The following is an 18914-nucleotide window of genomic DNA, read 5'->3' as shown; positions in this document are numbered from 1 at the left end:
ACTCCCTTTTATTTTAGTTCAACAACCGTAACGCCTGATCCTCCCTCACCTGCTTCACCGAAACGGGAACTTTTGACGCTGCGGTGGTTTTTCAGAAGATCCTGTACGCCTTTTCTTAAAGCGCCGGTTCCTTTTCCGTGGATGATTGACACTCTTGGATATCCGGCTAACACCGCATCATCCAAGTATTTTTCAACCCGGCTGAGGGCATTTTCATAGCGTTCGCCACGGAGATCAAGTTCAAGCGATACGTGATAGTCCTTTCCCTTGACCGCTGTAATGATTTTTTCTTTTTTTGGCTCCGGAGCTGATTTGATAAACTCCAGATCTTTTTCTTTTACTTTCATCTTTAAAATACCGATTTGAACATTCCATTCATTGCCGCCTGTTTTTTCGAGCAATGTTCCTTTTTGCCCGAAAGTGAGGACTTTCACCTCGTCGCCAGGCTTAAAGTCGCGTTTTTGCGCTTTCGGCTTTTCCGGTTTCTTGGACTTTTCAAAAGCCGGCATAGCGCCTTCTAACCGTTTCTTCGCGTTAATCAGCTCGTGATCCTTGAAGGATTTATGTTCTTCTTTTATGGAGCGCAATTCATGAATAATGTCCTCGGCTTCTTTCATTGCCGCTTTTACTTTTTCAGCAGCCTGCTGTTCTGCCTCTTCAAGCATTTTGTCTTTTTTGCTGTTAAGCTCGATGATTTGCTGCTGCAGCTCTTTATGCAGTTTTTCCGCTTCTTTTCTGATTGATTCTGTCTCAGAAAGCTCTTCTTCCGCACGTTTTTTGCTTTGTTCCAGCGACGCAATCATCGTATCGACTTCGTTATGCTCGGCCGTCATTTCTGACTTCGCCTGCCCGATGATATGGTCCGGAAGCCCGAGGCGTTTTGAAATTTCGAAAGCATTGCTTCGACCCGGCACACCAATTAAAAGTTTATAGGTCGGTGACAGCGTTTCGATGTCAAATTCAACGCTGGCATTCATGACGCCTTCTCTGTTATAGCCGTACGCCTTCAATTCCGGATAATGCGTCGTAGCTAACACTCGTGCATTGGTGCGATGCACGTCATCCAAGATGCTCATGGCGAGGGCCGCCCCCTCCTGCGGATCTGTCCCTGCACCAAGTTCATCGAAAAGCACAAGGCTGTTTTCATTGACCTGTTCTAAAATGCCGACAATATTCACCATATGGGATGAGAACGTACTTAAACTTTGCTCAATCGACTGTTCATCACCGATATCAGCGAATACGTGCTCAAATACTGCCGCTTCTGACCCTTCATCTGCCGGGATATGAAGACCTGATTGCGCCATTAAGGTTAGCAGGCCTAACGTTTTAAGGGTGACTGTTTTCCCCCCTGTGTTTGGCCCTGTGATGACAATGGTTGAAAAATCGCGGCCAAGCTCGATGTCATTGGCAACAACCTGGTCAGGCGGAAGCAATGGATGGCGGGCTTTTTTCAAACGGATAAAGCCGGTGTCGTTCATAATCGGTTTTGTTGCTTTAACCGCTTTTGCATATCTAGCTTTTGCAAAAATAAAGTCAAGAGTCTGCAGCACTTGCAAATCTAGAAATAGCTCCTCTGTATGCTCTGCCGTTTTCTCTGTCAACACACGCAAAATCCGTTCAATTTCTTGCTTTTCTTTCACTTTCGCCTGCTGAAGGGAATTGTTCATATCTACAATCGCCTGCGGTTCAATGAATAGTGTCGCACCAGAGGATGAGGTGTCATGCACAATTCCTCCATAGCTGGATCTGTACTCCTGTTTGACCGGGATCACAAAGCGGTCATTCCGAATCGTAACAATCGTATCAGACAGCATTTTCGATGCGGAAGAGGAACGCAGCATCGACTCTAACCGGTCTCTGACTCTTGATTCGAGTGTTCTGAGCTGTGTGCGGATTCCTCTTAATGTTTCCGATGCATGATCAATCACTTCTCCGTGATCATCAATGCAGGAATTAATGTCCCGCTCTAAATCGGACAGCGTGATAAGCTGTTCAGCATGCTGATGGATCAGCGGAATGTCGACACCGTCTTCAGCCATTTGGGTGATAAAATGTTTCATTTGTTTAACTGCATAAAGCAGGCCTGAGATTTCAGTGAATTCAGAAGGACTGAGAACGCTGCCGATTTCCGCCCGTCTTAACGCTCCTCTGATATCTACAAGGCCGCCAAATGGCGCTTGGCCTCTCAGCCGGATAATGTCAGAAGCTTCGTCTACTTCATCCAGCTGTTTTTTGATTTCGTCTATAGAAGCAGAAGGCTTAAGCTCGAGAAGCATTTCTTTTCCGAGCGATGAAGCGGCATGCCCAATAACCTGTTCTTTCACTTTATGAAATTCAAGAGCTGATAATACTTTTTGCTGCACGATTGTGTGAGCCTCCTTACTTAATCGTTGCGCTTCAGAAATGCCTCTACGTCTTTAAGCGACCGGGCATTCAGAACGTTTTTCGTTTCCGTCCATCCTTTGCGCGCGGCAGTAACGCCAGTTTTCATATCGTCTAACATCTCAATATTATGGGCATCAGTATTAATCACCAATGTAACCCCTTGTTCGTTTGCTTTCATTAAATGCTCTGTGCGCAGATCAAGGCGCGCAGGGTTGGCGTTGAGTTCAAGCGCCGTATTTGTTTTCCTCGCAAGCTCAATCAGCTGATCAATATCGATTTCGTAACCGGCCCGTCTGCCGATAAGGCGCCCGGTCGGATGTGCGATAATGTCAACATGCTTGTTTGTCAGTGCCGTCTCAAGCCGTTTCATAATCACGTGTTCCGGCTGATTAAAACTGGAATGAATCGATGCAATAACGATATCCATTTCCGCAAGCACATCGTCATCATAATCGAGCGTACCGTCAGGCAGGATATCCATCTCAACGCCTTTCAAAATACGGAAGTTTTCGAACTCTGCATTCAGCGCGTCAATTTCTTTTGCCTGCTGCTTAAGTCTTTCTGCAGTAAGGCCGTTGGCGACCTTTAAATATTGTGAGTGATCGGTGATCGCCATGTATTGATAGCCTTTTTTGATGCAGGCTTCAGCCATCTCTCTGATCGAAAATGCACCATCGCTCCACGTTGAGTGCATGTGGAGATCACCTTTGATTTGCCCGAGCTCTATCAGTTCAATGCTGTCGCTGTAGGTTTCCACTTCCTGTCCGCTTTCACGAATTTCCGGCGGAATCAGCGGCAGGCCGAAGTGCGCATAAAATTCACGTTCACTCGGAAATGTTTTGATCTCTCCGGTTTCAACTGTCTCAACGCCGTATTCACTGATCCGCTCGCCGCGTTCTTTGGCGATTTGGCGCATCTTAATATTGTGATCCTTTGATCCCGTAAAATGATGGAGTGTTGTCGGAAACTGCTCTTCCGTCACAAGGCGGAAATCGACGCTTGTTTCATATTCAAAGGAAAGGATGACGGACACCTTCGTATCTCCGCTTGCGATCACGCTTTTGATGTTTGGCAGCTCAAGAAGCTGCTCTCTTACTTCAGCGGGATGATCTGTAGCAATGATATAATCCAGATCCTTCACCGTTTCCCGCGCTCTGCGGAGACTTCCGGCACGGGAAAATTTGATGATATGCGTAAATTGAGAAAGATGCTTCTCAATTTCCCGCGCGATCCGGAGGGCGTATCCGATCGGGAACCGTTCAGGCTGTTTTCCGGCTTCCCCGAGCGCCTGTAATATTTTTTCTTCCGATTTTTTGCCGAAGCCCGCAAGACCCTGGACCTTTTGCTGCTCACAGGCTTCCTTCAGAGATTCTGCATCGTGTACGCCGAGCTCTTTATACAGCTTTGCGATTTTTTTGCCGCCGAGCCCTGGCAGCTTCAATAAAGGCACGAGTCCTTCCGGCACTTCTTTCTGCAGCGATTCGAGCGTGCTTGACTTTCCTTCATCTATATACTCTTTAATGACGCTGTACGTTCCTTTTCCAATTCCGGACAGCGACATCATATCGTCAATTTCTGATAAGCTTCGGTCGTCCTGTTCCAAGGCTGCCGCCGCTTTTCGGAAGGCAGATACTTTAAACGGGTTGTCCCCTTTTAGTTCCATATAGACTGCAATGGTTTCAAGCAGCCGGATAATATCTTTTTTATGCATATCATAACCCCCAGACGTTCACATATGTTTCCATCATACTTGAAAAAAACTTCTCCGGACAAGAGAAGTTTTTTTATGCCCCGTACTGTGTCCACAGCTCTTGTAAAAGCCCTGACAAGTACGGTGTATGGTTAATGATCACATTTGCGAGAGACGATTGCCCCATCATTTGCTGCAACGCATCTACCGGCAGAACGGATGCGACATACAGCAGCACAAATGTAAATAAATAGACTTCTAGAAAACCGAGAACGGCTCCCAGCATCTGGTTGATTTGTTTAATCACCGGAATGCCGGCTACAATACTCAGGAACGAGCCGATGATTCTCAGTAAGATTTTAGCAATGATAAATAAAACGATAAACGCAATCGCATTATAGTACGCTGCTTCCAAATTCCCCGTAAAAAAAGAAAGAGCCGGCTGTCCCGCTGAAAAATCGGGTGCGGGAATCCAATGCAAATGCGGTGCCACGTTTTTATAGAATAAAGCCGCAAAGGCAATTGATAAAATAAAGCTCGTCAAGCGGATAAACTGCAGGATAAAACCGCGTTTTAACCCCAGTAAAGTCCCCATCAGGAGCAAGATTAAGATGATGATATCTAGCATAGTTGTTCAATCCTTTTCTTTAAGCTGACGCTCCAGTTTTTCACATTTCTCTTGTAATTTGACATAATCGTGCACCACATTTACCGCTGTCAGCACTGCAAGTTTATTTATATCAAGGTATGGATTTTTTTCATTGATTTCTCTCATTTTATCATCAACAATTCCGGCGACATACCTCATATGGGCTCTGCTTTCTTCACCGACAATCGTGAAGTGCTGGCCGTAAATGTCAACGGTTGTTTTTGTTTTTTTGCCGTCAGACAACGTTTCTCCTCCATTCCGCGAGAATCCTAGTTCTTATCATAACACGTTTATTAAATGAATGGAAAGACGAGCCTCCCGCTGTTATGATACACTGGTATATACAGCGAAAAGTGTAAAAAAAGGAGATTATTACGTGTCCCATTCAGTGATAAAAGTATCGTTGTCTGCTATTGACCAAATGAAAATGACGTACAGCGGTTCACTTACAGCCTCTGTTCCGCAGGGAGCCGTTTTTCAGGCGAAACCGCCCGGCTGTACCATTACAGCATATAAATCCGGCAAGGTCTTGTTTCAAGGCAAAAACGCTGCGGCAGAATCCGCGCGCTGGGGAACAGCAGAGCCTCAGGAAAAGAAGAAAACGGCCAAAAAGCCGGCTGATCCCCGCTATGCCCCTCCGGCAGATATCGCCGGAATGTCTGTTATCGGTTCTGACGAAGTCGGAACCGGAGATTACTTTGGCCCAATGACGGTTGTATGCGCGTACGTCGACAAAACCATGCTTACTTTAATGAAGGAACTCGGTGTTAAGGATTCTAAAGATTTAAAAGATCCGCAAATCATCGAGATTGCCCGAAACCTGATTAAAACCATTCCGTACAGCCTGCTGGTGTTAAAGAATGAAAAGTATAACAGCATGCAGGAAAAAGGCATGAGCCAAGGGAAAATGAAAGCATTGCTGCACAATCAGGCGATCACACATTTATTAAGAAAATTGGATGGAGTAAAGCCTGAAGCCATTTTGATTGACCAATTCGCTGAGCCAGGCGTCTACTTCAATCATTTAAAGGGCAGAGACATTGTGAAGGAGCGGACCTATTTTAGCACAAAAGCTGAAGGTATTCACCTGGCTGTCGCTGCTGCTTCAATCATTGCAAGATATTCATTTTTAATGGAAATGGATAAACTATCACGCGCGGCAGGAATGACGCTTCCAAAAGGGGCCGGTCCGCACGTCGATGAAGCGGCCGCCAAGCTGATCCTCAAAAATGGGGCATCTGCACTCAGAACCTTTACAAAACTCCATTTCGCCAATACGCAAAAAGCGCAGCGCCTTGCTGATAAAAAACGCTCATAGAAAAAAGCTTGCAGATTTCTCTGCAAGCTTTTTTATCAGCCTCTTAAAACAGCTTGATATGTGTCTTCTAACGCTTTCAGCACTTTGCTGTGCGCTTTTGTCACTTCTTCTTCAGTCAGTGTTTGTTCAGGGTTGACATACTGGAGTGAGAAAGCGACTGACTTCTTGCCTTCCTCCATATGTTCGCCTTCGTATACGTCAAAGACGGTTACCTCTTTCAGAAGCTTGCCGCCAGCCTCTTTAATGACGCTCTCGAGCTGTCCGCTTGTGACGGTTTTATCTGTTACAAGAGCAATATCACGTGTCACAGACGGATATTTCGGAATCGCCGTGTAAACAAGAGGTGCTGTTTCTGCTGCAAGCAACGCATGAAGATCGAGCTCAAATACGTATGTTTCCTTTATATCCAGTTCTTTTTCCAATGAAGGATGGACTTGGCCGATGAAGCCGATCAGAGAACCATTCAATAAAATGTTCGCTGTTCTGCCCGGATGCAGCTGTTTGCGTTCAGACTGTACAAATTCAATGCTGTCTAGGACGTTGAGTTTGTCTAACAGCCCTTCCACAATTCCTTTGACAACAAAGAAATCAACTGGTTTCTTTTCACCCTGCCATAGCTGCTTGCGCCATAACCCGGTAACAGCTCCTGCTACGCGTTCTGTTTCAACAGGTTTTGTGTCCTCTTCCTTCGTCAGGAAAACGGAGCCGACTTCGTACAGTGCAACTGAGTCAGTCTGCCTCGCGAGGTTGTAAGAAACAGAATCAAGCAGATTCGGAACAAGACTGTGTCTGAGAATGCTTCTTTCTTCACTCATTGGAAGCGCAAGCACAGTATTCAGTGATTTTTCAATCGCAAACGCTGCCGCTTTCTTCTCGTTTGTCAGTGAGTAAGTGATGGCTTGTGATAAGCCTGCGCCTTCAAGGAAGCGTCTGACTTTACGGCGTTTTGCCTGGTATGGCGTTAATCCGCCTGTAGTTCCCGCTGTCTCAGGAAGCGTAGACGGAATGTTATCGTAGCCGTACAGTCTTGCCGCTTCTTCGATTAAATCCTCTTCTATTGTAATGTCGCCGCGGCGTGATGGGACGGTCACAACGAGAAGTTCACCCGCTTCACCGACCGTAAAACCGAGACGTTTATAAATGCTAATCAGTTCTTCTTTACTGATCGTCAGGCCTAGAACGCTGCTCACTTTATCAGCAGATACGTGAATGTTATTTGCTTCGATTGTCAGGTGATCTTCCTCAACTGTTCCTGCAAGCACCTCACCGCCGGCATACAGATGGATCAGCTGCGCAGCCCGTTCTGCTGCAAGACGTACGCGCGCCGGATCAATTCCTTTTTCAAATCTTACGCTTGATTCACTTCTCAAACCAAGGTCTTTGGAAGCCTTGCGAACCGTCTGCCCGTTGAAATACGCTGCCTCAAGCAAAATCGTTTTCGTATCTTCCTGAACCTCTGACTCTGCTCCTCCCATGACACCCGCAACGGCCTGCGCTTTCGTTCCGTTTGTAATGACAAGGTGATCGGCGGACAGCTTACGTTCTTGATCATCAAGAGTTACGATCATTTCATTCTCAGCTGCTTTTCTTACTACCACTTCCTTAGAGCCAAATCTGTCATAATCAAACGCATGAAGCGGCTGTCCGTATTCCAACAGGACAAAATTTGTGATGTCAACGACGTTGTTGTGCGGACGAATGCCTGCATTCATCAGCTTTGTCTGCATCCAAAGCGGTGACGGAGCAATCGTGACATTTTTAATGATTTTTGCAGTGTACAGCGGGTTCGCTTCTTGATCTTCAATTTTGACTGAAATGTAATCAGACGCTTGTTCTGAAGCAGCCGGGTAATCCGTTTGCAGAAGATTTACCTCAGTGTCTAAAATCGCGGCAACCTCGTAAGCAACACCAAGCATGTTCATGGCATCGGCGCGGTTTGGCGTTAAACCCAGCTCAAGAATCGCATCGTCAAGCTGTAAAGCCGCTAAGGCATCGCTTCCTGTTTCAGCGTCATTCGGGAATACGAAAATGCCTTCTGCATACTTCTTCGCCACAAGTTTGCTTTCAATACCAAGCTCCTGTAAGGAACAGATCATGCCGTTTGATTCTTCACCGCGAAGCTTAGCTTTTTTGATTTTGAAATTGCCCGGCAGCACCGCTCCGACTGTTGCAACCGCGACTTTTTGTCCTTTATCCACATTCGGCGCGCCGCAAATGATTTGTACAGGGGCTTCAGCTCCGATATCCACAAGGCACTTATTCAGCTTATCAGCATTCGGGTGCTGCTCGCGCTCCAGCACATGGCCGATGACAACGCCTTTGATGCCTTCTCCTTTGTATTCAATTCCTTCAACCTCAATACCGGCTCTTGTAATTTTTTCAGCAAGAACAGCCGGGTCCATGCCTTTTAAATCAACATAATCCTCTAACCATTTATAAGAAACAAACATCCTTGCATCCTCCTCTTACGCCTGTTTAAACTGCGAAATAAATCTGACATCGTTTGTATAGAAGTGGCGGATATCATCAATGCCGTATTTCAGCATCGCGATGCGCTCAACACCCATTCCGAATGCGAAGCCCTGATATTCCTTCGGATCAAAGCCAGCCATTTTAAGCACGTTCGGGTGAACCATGCCGGCGCCGAGGATTTCAATCCAGCCTGTTCCTTTACAGACTGAGCAGCCGTTCCCACCGCATTTAAAGCATGTCACATCCACTTCTACTGAAGGCTCAGTAAACGGAAAGAAGCTTGGACGGAGTCTGATTTCGCGGTCTTGCCCGAACATTTTTTTCGCAACGAGTTCAAGCGTTCCTTTTAAATCACTCATGCTGATGTTTTTGTCAACGACAAGCCCTTCAATTTGCATAAATTGGTGAGAGTGCGTCGCATCATCGTTATCACGGCGATATACTTTACCCGGGCAAATGATTTTAACGGGACCTTTGCCTTCATGCTTTTCCATCGTCCGTGTTTGGACAGGAGAAGTTTGCGTTCTCATCAAAGTTTCCTCTGTGATGTAAAAGCTGTCCTGCATATCGCGCGCTGGGTGTTCTTTCGGAAGATTGAGCGATTCGAAGTTGTAGTAATCCGTTTCAACCTCTGGCCCTTCCTCGACTGTGTAGCCCATACCGATAAATAAATCTTCAATTTCTTCAATGACAACAGTGAGCGGATGGCGGCCGCCGACTGCAACAGGGTTCCCCGGCAGCGTGACGTCAATTGTCTGTCCTGCAAGCTTCTGTTTCATTTCCTCTTCTTCAAGCTTCTCGTTTTTGTCAGCAATCGCATTGGCAATACGCTCCCTTACTTCGTTCGCGAGCGCCCCCATTTTTGGACGTTCCTCAGCAGAAAGCTTGCCCATTCCGCGCAGCACTTCTGTAATCGGCCCTTTTTTTCCGAGATATTGCACCCGAATATCATTGACAACCTTCAATGAGCTTGCCGCTTCTACTTGTTCTAAAGCTTCTTGTTCCAGCTGTTTTAGCTTTTCTTCCATTTTGCATCCTCCTTTTATGTAAACAAACCGTCATATGTCTTTGGAAAATAAAAAAAACCCGTCCCTTGTACAAGGGACGAGTTGTGGCCGCGGTACCACCCTTATTTCAGACAGACTGATGCTGTCGTCAGCTTCATTGACATAACGGAATCAGATTCCGGTTCACCTTTACGCGCATGTGCACGGTCCCGGCGACAACTCAAGAGGTGAAGCCAATTTCCGGCTGCGTTAAAAATGCTCTCAGTCAGCGGCATTTTCTCCCTGGAAAGCAGTTGATCAGAAATTGAGGTCCTCTGTCACGGTTTTTGAAATATTATGTTCTATTATAGAGAAATCCAACGCTTGGCGCAACACTATCCTCGCAAGTGATACACGAGGATGGCAGCCGCAACCGCAACGTTTAGTGATTCAGCCTGTCCGTAAAGCGGCACATACAGGTTCAAATCCGTTTTTTCCAGCAATGCAGCATCCACCCCTGCACCTTCATTTCCTACAATGAGCGCAAAGAATTCAGACTGAGGGATCTCCTGGTAAGGCGCTCCGTTTTGCAACGCCGTGCCGTATACTTTTACGCCCTCTGCCTTCAATTCGTCCACATATGAAGGCAGGTTTCTTCTCACAACAGGAATATGGAAGTGAGATCCTTGAGCAGATCGCAGTGTTTTTCCGTTAAAGGCGTCCGCCGTGCCGTCACCGAGTACAACCGCATCCAAACCGGCCGCATCAGCCGTTCGAATCATTGTGCCAAGGTTTCCCGGATCTTGAACAGCGTCAATCAGCAGCACCTTGCGTGCCGTTGCCAGCTTTTCTTTAGGCATATGGCACACAGCGGCAATCTGCTGCGGCGTTTCGGTTTCAGTCACAGCTGAAAACGCATCTTCACTCAGCATATAGCACTGGATACCAGTCTCAAGATCTGAAGGAATCCTCGTTTCATCCTTTACAAGGATTTCTTTCACAATGCCCGGGCTTTTCAACGCCTCTTCAACGAGGTGTTCTCCCTCTATCAGAAATGTATTTGTTTTTGTTCGTTCTTTTTTTGTGTGAAGCTTTTTCCAATCCTTCACTTTTTGGTTTTTTGCCGATTCTATTTGTTTCACTGTCTATGTGGCGCTCCTTTTTTTAACATGATGTTATTATATCGCAAGAACAGCACATAATAAACCAGGTGCAGGGTTAGAATATACGTATTACATTTTAGAAAAAGGAGCGTTTTACATGGATCTTAATTTACGTCATGCCGTCATCTCCAATGTCACCGGCAATAATCAGGAGCAGCTTGAGCATACAATCGTAGATGCGATTCAAAGCGGTGAAGAAAAAATGCTTCCAGGGCTCGGCGTTTTATTCGAAGTCATTTGGCAGCACGCATCCGAAAGTGAGAAAAACGAAATGCTGAAAACGCTTGAAGGCGGATTAAAACCCGCCGAATAAGACATGAAACCGGGTGACAGCGCCCGGTTTCATGTCTTATATAATAAAAACATGATGAGGGGGAACGCCATGTTTTTACAGCCGTTATTAGCGAAAAAAATTATTGCTGAAGTTAAAAAAATGTACGAACGTGAAGTCATTATTGTAAACACGGACGGTCTTATTATGGCAGGCACAAACGATGAGCGTGTCGGACAATTTCATGAGGGAGCGCTTATCTGCGCAAAAGAAAGACGCAGCGTGATTATTACAAAAGAAGATGAAACAAGGTTAAAAGGAGTGAAAGCAGGCATAAACCTCCCTGTATTTTTTGACCATGATGTGATCGCCGTCTTCGGGCTGACAGGTGAGCCTGCAGAGATTCAGCCATTCGGAGAACTGCTTCGAAAAATGACAGAGCTGTTCATTAAGGAATCGCGGCACTTAGAGCAATCCCAGTGGCGTGAGAGAATGCTGGAGTCCTTTATGATCGATTGGCTGCAACTAAAGGAGTGGTCTCCCAGTTTTCTTGAGAAAGCTCAGCTTCTTGGTGTTGACCTTTCCTCCCGGCGCCAAATGATTCTGATTCAGGGGTATGAGTGGTCACGTCATGATATTGAACAAATGGCACGCAGCTGGAAATCCTCGTACCCTGCGGATTTGTTCATCAGGTGGGGAAATGAACGGATTTTGATTAATCATGAAGTGCCGCAGCATGAACAAAGGGATCAGCTTTTACGGAAAATCCTTCACATTTGTTCGTTTGCCAATACCGCAAGCAGCCAATATACAGCAGCTGGCGCCGGAAGGGCTGTCGCAAGCTCCAGCCTGACAGAGTCATACGAGCAAGCGGAAAAAGCGCTGGCTGTCAGCCTTAAGCGAAAAACGCCCATATTTGAAGAGGATCTGAAGCTTGATATGTGTCTGACGGAGATCAGCCCGGGAACCCGAAACGAATTTCCGCAAAGAGTATTAGGAGAGGCGCTAGAGCATCAGGAACTTATGAATACGATACGGACTTTTTTTCATCACGATTTGTCTTTGAAACAAACCGCTGAAGACATGCATATACACATCAATACATTGCGTTATCGTCTGTCTAAGGCTGAACAGCTGACGGGTTTACGTTTTGACCGTACCGAGGACGTCGTCACGATGTACGTCGCACTCTATTTTTTAGATCAAGATACAAAATAGAGAGAGTTTCAGTTTCATTTTTTGTATGTTTCTCCATGGAAGGCTTTGCTTTTTTTCTTTTACAATAGATTGAAAGCGTTTTTTGACAGGGGGATGGGTGAAATGATCACCAAGGATGTAAAGGAACAGCTGATTCGGGTCTCCGGACCAGAAAACTTTGATGACTCGAATGCCGGCCGTCTCGTCTATTCATATGATGCGACGCCTCAGTATCAGTCTATGCCTGATGCCGTGATTGCTCCGAGGAATACTGATGAAGTATCACGCATTTTAACAATTTGCAGCGAACATCGAGTGCCGATCGTTCCAAGAGGATCAGGGACAAACCTGTGCGGCGGCACGTGCCCGACTGAAGGCGGACTTGTGCTTCTCTTTAAGCACATGAACCGGATTCTTGAGATTGATGAAGAAAATTTAACTGCCACAGTTCAGCCGGGAGTCATTACGCTGGATATGATCCGGGCAGTTGAAAGCAAAGGTTTGTTTTATCCGCCTGACCCGAGTTCTATGAAAATATCAACCATGGGCGGAAACATCAATGAAAATTCCGGCGGGCTCCGCGGATTAAAATACGGCGTCACCCGCGACTATGTTATTGGACTGGAGGTTGTGCTCGCAAATGGTGACATCATCCGCACCGGCGGAAAACTCGCAAAGGATGTGGCCGGATACGATCTCACACGTCTTTTTGTCGGCTCAGAAGGAACACTCGGCATTGTGACAGAGGCAATCGTCAAGCTCGTTCCAAAGCCGGAAACAAAAAAGACGCTGCTTGCCCTATATGAAAATATCGATGCCGCTGCTCAAACGGTATCAGACATCATTGCCGCAAAAATCATACCCGCCACGCTTGAATTTCTCGACCAGCCTACACTATTGGTGATTGAGGATTATGCCAAAATCGGACTGCCGACAAACGCAAAGGCGGTTCTATTAATTGAGCAAGACGGACCGCTTGAAATCGTGGCACGGGATATGGAAAAGATTGAGGCGATTTGCAAAAAAGGCGACGCCGTTTCCGTTCAGACCGCACAAACAGAGGAGGAAGCGTTTGCCCTGACTGAAGCCCGGCGTTCTGCACTTTCTGCCCTAGCCCGCCTCAAGCCGACGACGATTTTAGAGGATGCGACCGTTCCTCGCTCAGAAATCGCCAATATGGTTAAAGCGATTAATGATATTGCTGCTAAATATGATATTTCCATCTGCACCTTTGGCCATGCGGGAGACGGGAACCTTCACCCGACATGCACGACAGACATAAGAAATGAGGATGAAATGGAACGTGTCGAACAGGCTTTTGCCGAGATTTTTGAGAAAGCGATTGAACTTGGCGGGACGATAACCGGAGAGCACGGAGTCGGGGAAATGAAAGCGCCTTACTTGGAAATGAAGCTGAAAAAAGAAGGCATTGATGCGATGAAAGCGTTGAAAGCGGCATTTGACCCCCGGAACATATTAAATCCGGGCAAAGTGTTTGCGAAAGATGCCAGAAAACGTGTGGTGGCGGAAAGATGACAACAGAAAAAGAAATGAAACAGATCCAAAATGAATTTAAAGAGCGTATGGATGAAGGCGAGTTATTAAATTGTATGCGCTGCGGCTTCTGTCTTCCTTCCTGTCCGACCTATATCGAATCGGGATTTCAGGAAACACACTCTCCGCGCGGGCGTATCGCCTTAATGAAAGCCGTAGCCGACGGTATGATTGAACCGGATGAAGATGTCGAACGGTCGCTGTCACTTTGCCTCGGCTGCCGCGCCTGTGAGCCCGTATGCCCGTCTGGCGTGAAATACGGGCAGCTGCTTGAGGAAGCCAGAGATATTATCCACCAAAATAAAAAACACTCGCTTGGTGAACGTGTCATGCGAAAGACGGCTTTTCACGAGCTGTTTCCGCATCAAAACCGCATGCGCTCAGCTGTAAGCCTTATCGGTTTATATCAGCGGTCAGGGCTGCAAACCGCTGTGCGAAAATCAGGCATGCTTCGGGTCCTGCCTGAGCATTTGCGGACGATGGAAGCTGTTCTTCCTGATGTTCCAAAAAGCAAAGACATGAAACATCGGCCGCGTTTCCTGCCTTCCATTGGCCCCATGAAAAAACGGGTCGCCTTTTTTTCGGGCTGCTTAATGGATACAATGTTTTTACCGACCAATAACGCCACATTGAAGCTTTTACAGCTGGCAGGCTGCGACATTGTCATTCCGCCTGAACAGTCTTGCTGCGGGGCGCTTCATGGACACAGCGGTGAAAAAAACACAGGGAAAGAGCTCGCGAAACAAAATATCGCTGCTTTCGAAGCATTAGACGTGGATGCAGTCATTACAAACGCAGGAGGATGCGGAGCCTTTCTCACTGAATATGATCATTTGCTGAAGGATGACCCTGAGTGGTCGGAGCGGGCCGCCGCTTTTGTTCAAAAGCTGAAGGATTTTTCTTCCGTTTTGGTTGAACTCGATTTCCATCAAATGGACTTAGCGCTCGAGACACCTCAGGTCGTTACCTACCAAGATTCATGCCACCTAAGAAATGTAATGCATACGTCGCTTGAGCCCCGCCAGCTTCTTAAAAGCATCAAAGGGGCTGAATTCAAAGAAATGGAGAAAGCAGACAGCTGCTGCGGGTCAGCGGGAATTTACAACATCGTCGAAGCTGAAATGTCTATGAAAATACTGGACAGCAAAATGGCTGCCGTCAAAGCAACCGAAGCGATCCTCATTGTAACAGCAAATCCCGGCTGCCTGCTGCAGATGAAGCTCGGGATTGAACGCGAAGGACTAAGCGGTAAAGTCAGAGCCGTTCACCTGGCTGATCTGCTATTGGAAGCAGCCAGGCACAAAACATCATGAGAAAGCCCAAAACAGACACTGTTTTGGGCTTTTGTGCGTTATTCCATCGGACTGCAAATTTCGATATAATGTCCTTCCGGATCAGCGATATAGGCGACCGTCTGCCCCCATGGTTTCACTTTCGGCTCCCCGATAATCGATACGCCTTGTTCTCTCATCCTTTTGATGACCGCTTCTACATTTTCAGTAACAAACCCGATTTCAAATGTGTTTGAAGCAGATGTATCCGGAATGTCCAGCGCCGTGATGTCTCTGGCGCTTTCCCGCGTATTAAGCGCCAATATCGTAGACCCTGTATCAAACTCGATATACGTTCCGTGTTCAGCACGAATCGGCAGTCCTAAAATATCCCGGTAAAAATGAATAGCCCGCTTGCTGTCCGATACGTATAGAATAAGATATTTCATTGATAGATTCATTGCCAACCCCCCTCAGCATTTTCAATAGTCCTTCTAGCCCGGTATAGACGCTTCCATCCTTAAGCTCGGATCTTTCCACATCTGCGCCCATTTTTTCACAGCCGCCACGATAATAATGAAGCCTAACACCAGCATGATGATAGATAATACGCCATTCAATACACTATATCCTGCTGCTTCAGGATTGAGATACACATTGCGCACCATCCAATAGCCCGCATAATTGACAGTGACATATAAATAGGCAAGCGGGATAAGGCAAGTCAGAATGTATCGGCGTTTATCAGCGATTTTCAGCACGATGGTCGCTCCGATAATCAGCCCCACTGAAGCCATCAGCTGATTAGAAACGCCGAACAGCGCCCAAATGGAACCGATATCTCCTGAATACAGCAAGTACCCCCACATCAAACAGGCAAGCGCGCTGGCAAATACAGAGCCCGGAATCCAGTCTGTTTTCTTCAGCGGCTTATACACCTCCCCGAAGAAATCCTGGATCAAATAACGGGCGACGCGTGTGCCGGCGTCAATCGCTGTTAAAATAAAGACCGCTTCAAACATAATGACAAATTGGAAAAAGTATGAGGCCAAATGGCTGAAAAACGGCATTCCGGTAAAAATATAAGTCATCCCCACCGCAAGCGTGACGGCTCCCCCTGTTCTTCCTTCTAAGTCCAAACCGATTTCCCTGCTCAATTCAGGCAAATGTACGACATTCATGCCAAGCGTACGGAAAACCTCAGGCGTGCTGTTAATCGCAAAGTAATCAGCAGGCTGTAAAGCGGTCGCTGCAATCAGCGCCATGATGCCGACAAGACACTCAACAAGCATTGCGCCAAACGCAACCGGCTTCATGTCACTCCATTTATTCAGCATTTTCGGTGTCGTTCCTGAGCCGACAAAGGCATGGAACCCAGAGATCGCCCCGCAGGCGATGGTTATTGAGATAAACGGCCAGACAGGTCCTGCCAGCACCGGCCCGCCGCCTTTTACGAATTCTGTAAACGCAGGAAACGGAATGGACGGATTGACGACAAACACACCAACAATCAAAGCGATAAAAACACCGATTTTCATAAAGCTGCTTAAATAATCACGCGGAGCAAGAAGCAGCCAAACGGGAAGCGCAGCCGCAAAAAACGCATAAACAGGAAGCGCGATTGAAAGCGTTTTTGTATCTAGCGTTAAAAAGTCACCGAGCGCTGTAGTCTGTACCCATGGACCGATAAAGACTCCTGCCATTAAAAAGAGAAAGCCGACCGTTGAAGCGAGCTTTAAATTTCCCGTTTTCTTATAAAATAAGCCCACACCCATCGCAATCGGAATCGTAATCCCTACCGCAAATGTTCCCCATGGATTACGTTCAAGCGCATGCAAGACAACCATCGACAGACCCGCCATTGTGATCGTGATGATAAACAGCATGGACAGTCCTGTACAAAATCCTGCAACAGGGCCAAGCTCATCCTTTGCCACTTCCGACAGCGATTTTCCGTTTTTGCGCATCGATGCAAACAACACCACAATATCATGGACGGCTCCCCCAATTACCGCCCCGATTAACAGCCACAATAATCCCGGCAAATAGCCAAACTGCGCCGCCAGAATTGGTCCGACCAGCGGCCCGGCCGCTGCGATCGCGGCAAAGTGGTGGCCGAACGAAACCCATTTATTTGTAGGCACATAGTCTTTCCCATCCTCAAGCGCATGAGCAGGTGTTGGCTTGTCATCATTCACTTTGAGAACCTTCACCATCATAAATGTTCCGTATAAACGATAGGCAATAGCCAAAATACACATTGATGCTATCACAATTGTAACCGCATTCATTTTCTCCCATCCCCTTTGCTGTTTTTCATAAATATATCATAATTTCATGGTGAAAAGCGGTCATTTTTTCCTATACAAAAAGCCGGCTTGAACGGGCCGGCTCGTGGCAGTTGAAAGACAAGCCGGAGAGAAATCTCCGGCTTAGCTTCTCTTATGACTGTTTTTTCAGGCGGATCACATTCCAGGAAAGCGGCGTGAAATGAGCAGTTAAGCCGTTTTCGCTGACAGACGATGTTCCGTTGGAATGCGGAACGACATTTTTTCTGTTATGCTGGTTTGTCGCTTTGATATCCTGATGCTCAAGTACGATGTGCTCTGCGATTTGGTAGGATTCAAAGCCTCTGAGCGAAATCTCCGTCTCCATCTGATCCTCAGCCTTGTTTACCGCAAAAATAGTGAGGGTTTCTTCCTTTTCAGAGTACACAACAGCAGCATCAACATATGGCACATCAGTGAAATCAGAACAGTCGTACTTCGGAGAAGAAATAAGCGGTTTCAGTGACTCGCCCCTTCCATAAACAGAAGCATGCATGTATGGATAGAAAATCGGCTGTCTCCATGCTTCACCGCCTTTTTCCGTCATGATCGGCGCGATGACATTGACAAGCTGTGCAAGACACGCAATTTTCACACGGTCTGCGTGCTGCAGCATCGTAATGAGGAGCGAGCCGACTAATAAGGCATCTTCAAAATTGTAAATATCCTCTAAAATCGGACGCGCAGTGATCCACGGCTCGACTTTTTTATCAGCCTCATTTGAGTGGTACCAGACGTTCCATTCATCCAGAGAAAGATTGATTGTTTTCTTGCTGCGTGTTTTTGCTTTTACATAGTCACAGGTCGCAGCGACTGATTTGATAAAATGATCCAAATCCATAGAACGTGCCAAGTAGTTTGGCAGATTGTTATCCCGGTTTCCGTAGTAGGTGTGAAGAGAGATATAGTCGACATGCTCATACGTATGCTCCAGCACCTTCGCTTCCCAATCGATAAAGGTCGGCATGCCGCTGTTTGAGCTGCCGCAGGCAACGAGTTCAATTGATGGGTCAACCCACTTCATGACCTTTGCTGTCTCTGCAGCAAGCCGTCCGTATTCATCAGCTGTTTTGTGGCCGATCTGCCACGGTCCATCCATTTCGTTTCCTAAGCACCATGTTTTGATGCCATACGGCTGTTCATAGCCTTGCGATCTTCTTAAATCACTCCAGTAAGAGCCTTTCGGATGGTTGCAATATTCAACGAGATTACGGGCGGCATCTATGCCTCTTGTGCCAAGGTTGACGGCCATATTGACCTCAGTGTTCACCTTTTTTGCCCAAGATAAAAATTCATTTGTTCCCACTTCATTGGTTTCTGTCGTTTGCCATGCCAAGTCAAGCCGTCTCGGGCGGTTTTCGACTGGTCCGACACCGTCCTCCCAGTTGTATCCGGATAAAAAGTTTCCGCCCGGATAGCGGATGATGGGAACCTGCAATTCTTTGATCAGCGACTGGACATCTTTTCTAAATCCATCTTCATCCGCTTCAGGGTGATCAGGCTCATATATGCCTTCATATACCGCACGACCCATATGTTCGATAAATGAGCCATAAATCCGTTTATCTACTTCACCGATTTTATATTCTTTGTCTACAATCATTCGCGCTTTTTTCATCACACGTTTC

The 18914-nt window shown here is 46.7% G+C and carries 16 protein-coding genes and 1 pseudogene; 6 read left to right on the top strand and 11 right to left on the bottom strand.

Going from position 1 to position 18914, the window contains the following annotated elements; translation table 11 throughout:
• Positions 1 to 8 precede the first annotated feature (8 nt).
• From WA279_RS00675 to zapA, 4 genes are all read right to left on the bottom strand, one after another.
• Complete coding sequence (locus WA279_RS00675; protein WP_336153874.1) at positions 9 to 2366, bottom strand: endonuclease MutS2; 2358 nt, start codon at positions 2364 to 2366, stop codon at positions 9 to 11.
• A 20-nt stretch (positions 2367 to 2386) separates the two neighbouring features.
• The gene (gene polX / locus WA279_RS00670) at positions 2387 to 4099 is read right to left on the bottom strand and encodes a DNA polymerase/3'-5' exonuclease PolX (RefSeq protein WP_336153871.1); all 1713 of its coding nucleotides are present in this window, start codon (positions 4097 to 4099) and stop codon (positions 2387 to 2389) included.
• Between the two features lie 73 nt (positions 4100 to 4172).
• The gene (locus WA279_RS00665; RefSeq protein ID WP_003229537.1) at positions 4173 to 4706 is read right to left on the bottom strand and encodes a CvpA family protein; all 534 of its coding nucleotides are present in this window, start codon (positions 4704 to 4706) and stop codon (positions 4173 to 4175) included.
• Between the two features lie 6 nt (positions 4707 to 4712).
• Positions 4713 to 4970 carry a cell division protein ZapA gene (gene zapA / locus WA279_RS00660; RefSeq protein ID WP_003229534.1) on the bottom strand — a complete coding sequence of 86 codons (258 nt, stop codon included), beginning with the start codon at positions 4968 to 4970 and terminating at the stop codon, positions 4713 to 4715.
• A gap of 133 nt (positions 4971 to 5103) precedes the next feature.
• Here zapA and rnhC point away from each other — a divergent pair, with 133 nt between their 5' ends.
• The gene (gene rnhC, locus WA279_RS00655) at positions 5104 to 6045 is read left to right on the top strand and encodes a ribonuclease HIII (RefSeq protein WP_336153868.1); all 942 of its coding nucleotides are present in this window, start codon (positions 5104 to 5106) and stop codon (positions 6043 to 6045) included.
• A gap of 35 nt (positions 6046 to 6080) precedes the next feature.
• Here rnhC and pheT read toward each other — a convergent pair whose 3' ends face one another.
• Together pheT and pheS are read right to left on the bottom strand one after the other, a co-directional pair.
• Positions 6081 to 8495 carry a phenylalanine--tRNA ligase subunit beta gene (gene pheT / locus WA279_RS00650; protein ID WP_336153866.1) on the bottom strand — a complete coding sequence of 805 codons (2415 nt, stop codon included), beginning with the start codon at positions 8493 to 8495 and terminating at the stop codon, positions 6081 to 6083.
• 15 nt (positions 8496 to 8510) lie between these two features.
• Entirely contained in the window at positions 8511 to 9545 is a 1035-nt protein-coding gene (gene pheS / locus WA279_RS00645) for a phenylalanine--tRNA ligase subunit alpha (protein ID WP_004398818.1), read from the bottom strand.
• Positions 9546 to 9626: 81 nt separating this feature from the next.
• Here pheS and WA279_RS00640 point away from each other — a divergent pair.
• Positions 9627 to 9832, top strand: a pseudogene (locus tag WA279_RS00640) (hypothetical protein).
• A 66-nt stretch (positions 9833 to 9898) separates the two neighbouring features.
• On the opposite strand, the gene WA279_RS00635 reads toward WA279_RS00640, so the two are convergent.
• On the bottom strand, positions 9899 to 10645 hold the full coding sequence (locus tag WA279_RS00635; RefSeq protein ID WP_336153865.1) for a TrmH family RNA methyltransferase: 747 nt from the start codon (positions 10643 to 10645) through the stop codon (positions 9899 to 9901).
• Between the two features lie 118 nt (positions 10646 to 10763).
• On the opposite strand from WA279_RS00635, the gene sspI reads away from it, so the two are divergent.
• The 4 genes from sspI (at position 10764) to WA279_RS00615 (ending at position 15001) form a co-directional block, all read left to right on the top strand.
• Positions 10764 to 10979, top strand: coding sequence for a small acid-soluble spore protein SspI (gene sspI / locus WA279_RS00630; protein ID WP_021480275.1), 216 nt, complete (start codon positions 10764 to 10766; stop codon positions 10977 to 10979).
• Positions 10980 to 11048: 69 nt separating this feature from the next.
• Positions 11049 to 12155, top strand: a complete 1107-nt coding sequence (locus tag WA279_RS00625; RefSeq protein WP_336153861.1) for a CdaR family transcriptional regulator — start codon at positions 11049 to 11051, stop codon at positions 12153 to 12155.
• 102 nt (positions 12156 to 12257) lie between these two features.
• Positions 12258 to 13670 carry a glycolate oxidase subunit GlcD gene (gene glcD, locus WA279_RS00620; RefSeq protein ID WP_336153859.1) on the top strand — a complete coding sequence of 471 codons (1413 nt, stop codon included), beginning with the start codon at positions 12258 to 12260 and terminating at the stop codon, positions 13668 to 13670.
• Entirely contained in the window at positions 13667 to 15001 is a 1335-nt protein-coding gene (locus WA279_RS00615; protein WP_336153858.1) for a (Fe-S)-binding protein, read from the top strand. The genes glcD and WA279_RS00615 overlap by 4 nt, the downstream gene beginning before the upstream one ends.
• Positions 15002 to 15039: 38 nt before the next feature.
• Here the strand turns inward: WA279_RS00615 and WA279_RS00610 are convergent, their stop codons facing one another.
• The 4 genes from WA279_RS00610 to abfA all read right to left on the bottom strand — a co-directional run bounded on the left by WA279_RS00610 (position 15040) and on the right by abfA (position 18904).
• A complete protein-coding gene (locus tag WA279_RS00610; RefSeq protein ID WP_336154391.1) occupies positions 15040 to 15408 on the bottom strand; it encodes a VOC family protein in 369 nt (122 codons plus the stop codon).
• Positions 15323 to 15511, bottom strand: coding sequence for a hypothetical protein (locus WA279_RS00605; RefSeq protein WP_100506469.1), 189 nt, complete (start codon positions 15509 to 15511; stop codon positions 15323 to 15325). The genes WA279_RS00610 and WA279_RS00605 overlap by 86 nt, the downstream gene beginning before the upstream one ends.
• Positions 15454 to 17250 (bottom strand): carbon starvation protein CstA, encoded by a 1797-nt coding sequence (gene cstA / locus WA279_RS00600; protein WP_163138227.1) that lies wholly within the window; start codon positions 17248 to 17250, stop codon positions 15454 to 15456. The genes WA279_RS00605 and cstA overlap by 58 nt, the downstream gene beginning before the upstream one ends.
• Positions 17251 to 17401: 151 nt before the next feature.
• Positions 17402 to 18904, bottom strand: a complete 1503-nt coding sequence (gene abfA, locus WA279_RS00595; protein WP_336153855.1) for an alpha-L-arabinofuranosidase AbfA — start codon at positions 18902 to 18904, stop codon at positions 17402 to 17404.
• Between the last annotated feature and the right edge of the window lie 10 nt (positions 18905 to 18914).

The organism is Bacillus sp. 204(2023) (assembly GCF_037027505.1).
GTDB classification, from domain to species: Bacteria; Bacillota; Bacilli; order Bacillales; family Bacillaceae; genus Bacillus; species Bacillus subtilis.
The sequence above is the reverse complement of the archived record's forward strand: the minus strand, read 5'-3'. Positions and strand labels throughout refer to the sequence as shown.